Raw genomic sequence first — 3,975 nt, 5'->3', positions numbered from 1 at the left:
ACACAAATGTTTGTAAATCTCACTTATATAAGCTCATTATTGCTGAGCCACTTCATTGCAAACGCGCCTAACGGAATTCTCAACCAGTAGAACATAAGCCTATACAGAAGAGTGGCAGACAAAGCGACTGTTGGAGGAACACCTACAGATGTAAATGCGAAAGTAAGAGAAGCTTCAACAGCACCCAAGCCGCCTGGCGTAGGCACTGCCGATCCAGCAGCGTTAGCAAGTAAGAATAGTAAGATTGTTTCCCAAGGATTTGCGTAATATCCAAATGCAAGCAAAGAAATCCAATAACCCAATCCAATGCATGAAACAAGCACAATAGCACCAAAAGAGCCTGCAATAAGTTGCATAGGATGTGAAATAAGTTCCTTAATTTGATGGCCGTAATCAGATAATATTGGCAAATAATGCTTTCGAATTGCTTTACGAGCGGACGGAATAACCATTAAAACACAAACTATAAGTGTGATTATTCCAATGAAAGTAATGAGCATATGAGTAGGAATCATTCCAGAAAGCACATTTTTACCAGTGAAAACGCCTATAGAAAGTAATACTAAAGTTGTCATTAATGCTTGAATAAGCCATACTGCACTAGTAATTGCTGTAGCTTGAGCTGAAGTGTACCCGCTTTTCTTTAATAATTGCATATTTACAAATGCAGGACCAACACCAGCAGGCATAGAAACTGCTGTGAAACCAGTAGCTGCTTGAGATGCAAACAAAACATGTGCAGAAGGTTTTTGATCATCCATGAATGAGCCGAGAGTAATTGCAGATCCAATCCAAGCAAACATGCTGCAAGCAAAGCACATAAATACCATTACATTATCTGCGTGACGCAAGGCAGCAAATACTTCCTGAGGATGCCACTGTGTAGCAATAACAGCGACAGCAACAATCGAAAGAACCAAGCTAACAAAGAAACGTATATTGAAGCGCGCTAAACGCACAGTATCATAATCTTCTTCATCTGTGTGTAAAGCAACTATTTGACTTAACTTATTGCAAAGATTTTGGAAAACTTTTTTATTCCAAGATGGCAAAGATCTCGTGGAAGCAGGAATAGCAGCTTTCTGCATAAAAGGCAATAGTGCAGATAACTTTTCTGCACCCCATGTGTTAATAGCAGCTTTAAGAGCAGTGTCAATATCTGTGCAAGATGCAATAAGCGTTAAAAGCTGAACTTTATCAAGTGCAATATTTGTATCATCGCTGGCAACGTCGCCGTTTTGCCAACCTGCAATAACTGGTGTTCCGTCTTCAAGCCTAGCAATAGTTTCAGGAGTGATGCGTCTATGCGTAATACCGCGAGTGTTAGCAGCATCTACATAACGCATTAATTTTGCTGCATCATCAATAGTTAAAGTGTTCAAATTGCAAGGCAGTAGAGCGTTAGAAGCGTGAAAAACCATTATTGAAGATTTATCACTGTCGCTTACTCCATAAACATTCGCTGTTGGCAAATGCATATTTCGTAAAACAAGAAGCATAGAAAGGTGGTGATGAACAGAATGTCTAGCAGAACGATCTCTACGAGTTGGTATATCTACTAAACGCACCCACTGCCATAATTGATTTAAATAACCTGGTAAATGAACTTGATTATCTAATACTGAAATTACATAACGTATGCCGTGGATGTCTGTTGCATCATACAATCTTGAATTTTCAATTAAATCGTCATCAAGACTTGAACGAAGAACTCCAGTATGATCAGCTTGCTGAGTTCTACGAGTTAATTGAGTAAGATTATCTATGCCAATATTTTTTAAAGCAAGAACAATATCGTCACCCCAAGCACCCTTACTGCGTGTGCCTTTTGCGAAACGAATAAGCGTACCAATTGCTCTTCCTAAGCAACATGATACAAGAATAGCAGAGTAGGAATCCCAAGATGAAAATAGAAGTATTGCTGTAACAATGAATAAAGCATTCCAGCCCCACATTACATGCTTATATTCGCGTCTAGGACCACTAACTGTAAGAAAAGCAACCAGAACAGCATACATGTCTGGAAGCAAATCAGCCCAAGTGTTATTAGACCGCATTTGTAAAGATTCAATCAAAGCTATATTGTGTGTAGAAAATATCGCAATAGATAACAGCCATACTGAACCATAACTTATAAACAGCGTAATAACAGAAATAGCGGTATCAATCCAACGCCTGTCAGAAACCATGTGTGCAATAACTTCTGCAACAACAATAAGAGTAAGACCTTGCTGTATCAGAACAAATGAAAGATTATTAAAAGATAATCCTATAATTTGAGTAGCACTTCGTGCATCAATCTTCATAGCATCAGCCGTTGCTGATAAACACATTGACGACAACAAAGTAAAAACGCCAATTACAACTGATGATATTGCATACAACAAATCAGCCCAACTACGTACTAAGCTAGGCTGAGTATCTTCAATAACAAGATTTGGATTTATGCTAGATTGCATGGCTTTACCGTCTACTCAATCAATAAAGTCCACCAATTGTGAAGCAAATCCAGTGTAAGATTCTGGTGTCATTGCTTGCAAACGAGCTGCAGTATTGGCATCAAAGCTACGAGATTTAATGAATTCTTCTACGTCACTTTGTGAAATATGGTGACCGCGCATTAATTCTTTTACTTGCTCATATGGTCGTTCCATACCAGGTACGCCAGCAATTTCTTCAGCACGCATTGCTGTTTGAATTGGCTCTCCAAGAACTTCCCAATTTTCGTCTAATTCTTTTGCCATAAATTCTTTATTAGGATGAATAGACTTCAAACCGCCTAAAAGATTATTCAAAGCAAGAAGAGCATAACCGAAAGCTGAGCCAACATTCCTTTGAGTAGTAGAATCTGTAAGATCACGCTGCCAGCGGCTTTCAGTAAGAGTTGCACATAATGTGTCAAACAGTGAGCAAGAAATCTCAAGATTAGCTTCAGCGTTCTCAAAACGAATAGGATTAACCTTATGAGGCATAGTAGAAGATCCTGTAGCTCCCTTCACAGGAACTTGCACAAAAATACCTCTAGAAATATACATCCATACGTCAACTGCAAGATTATGCAGAATATGGTTTATGTGACTTACAGTGCTATAAAGTTCAGCCTGCCAATCGTGGCTTTCAATTTGAGTCGTTAATGGATTCCATTGAAGACCCATTCTATTTTCAACAAACTCTTGAGATACGCTAATCCAATCAACTTCTGGGAAAGCAGCTAAATGAGCTCCAAAAGTTCCTGTAGCACCATTCAACTTTCCTAAATACTCTTGAGTATCAAGATGACGAAGTTGACGACGCAAACGATATGCAAACACTGCCAATTCCTTACCTAAAGTAGTTGGAGTAGCAGGCTGGCCATGAGTTAACGAAAGCATAGATAAATCTCTATATTCGTTAGCATTTTTAACTAAATAATCAACTATCGCTTCTAAATTCGGACGATAAACGTTTAAAACAGTTTGCTTTACGCAACGCGCAATAGAAAGATTATTAATATCTTCACTTGTGCATGAAAAATGTACTAAAGTTTTTAAATTTGAAAGCTCAGTAGCACGACCAAGCTTATTTTCTGCTTCGTCTAACGCATCGTCAATGTAGTATTCAACAGCTTTAACATCGTGATGAGTAATAGCCTCATGCGCAGCATGACGAGCAATTCCTTCAGCATCAAAATTTTCAGGAATAGAACGCAAATATGAGCATTCTTCATCAGTTAAAGGATTAACACCCTTAATAATTGGCTGGAATTGATTAGCTTCATAACCATTTGCGAGAAGAATCATCCACTCAACTTCTACACGCATGCGCTCGCGATTTAACGCAGGTTCGCTTAAATATTCAACGAGTGCGGATGTTTGATTATGATAACGCCCATCGAGAGGAGTCAGAGCTATTGCAGGAGAAATATCGGTAAGCTTCATAGTTTTAAGGTTACATCATGCTGCGAATTAGCTTAATTTTACTCAATAAGAATTTAAT

General features: G+C 38.5%; 2 protein-coding genes. Both read right to left on the bottom strand.

Annotated features, from left to right (window positions below; translation table 11 throughout):
- Positions 1-23: 23 nt before the first annotated feature.
- Complete coding sequence (locus A5295_RS05585; RefSeq protein WP_004111489.1) at positions 24-2,459, bottom strand: lysylphosphatidylglycerol synthase transmembrane domain-containing protein; 2,436 nt, start codon at positions 2,457-2,459, stop codon at positions 24-26.
- A gap of 15 nt (positions 2,460-2,474) precedes the next feature.
- Positions 2,475-3,917 (bottom strand): adenylosuccinate lyase, encoded by a 1,443-nt coding sequence (gene purB, locus A5295_RS05580; protein ID WP_064622094.1) that lies wholly within the window; start codon positions 3,915-3,917, stop codon positions 2,475-2,477.
- Between the last annotated feature and the right edge of the window lie 58 nt (positions 3,918-3,975).

Source organism: Gardnerella sp. 26-12 (assembly GCF_001660745.1).
Lineage (GTDB): Bacteria > Actinomycetota > Actinomycetes > Actinomycetales > Bifidobacteriaceae > Bifidobacterium > Bifidobacterium swidsinskii.
This window is presented reverse-complemented; position numbering and strand designations above follow the sequence as displayed.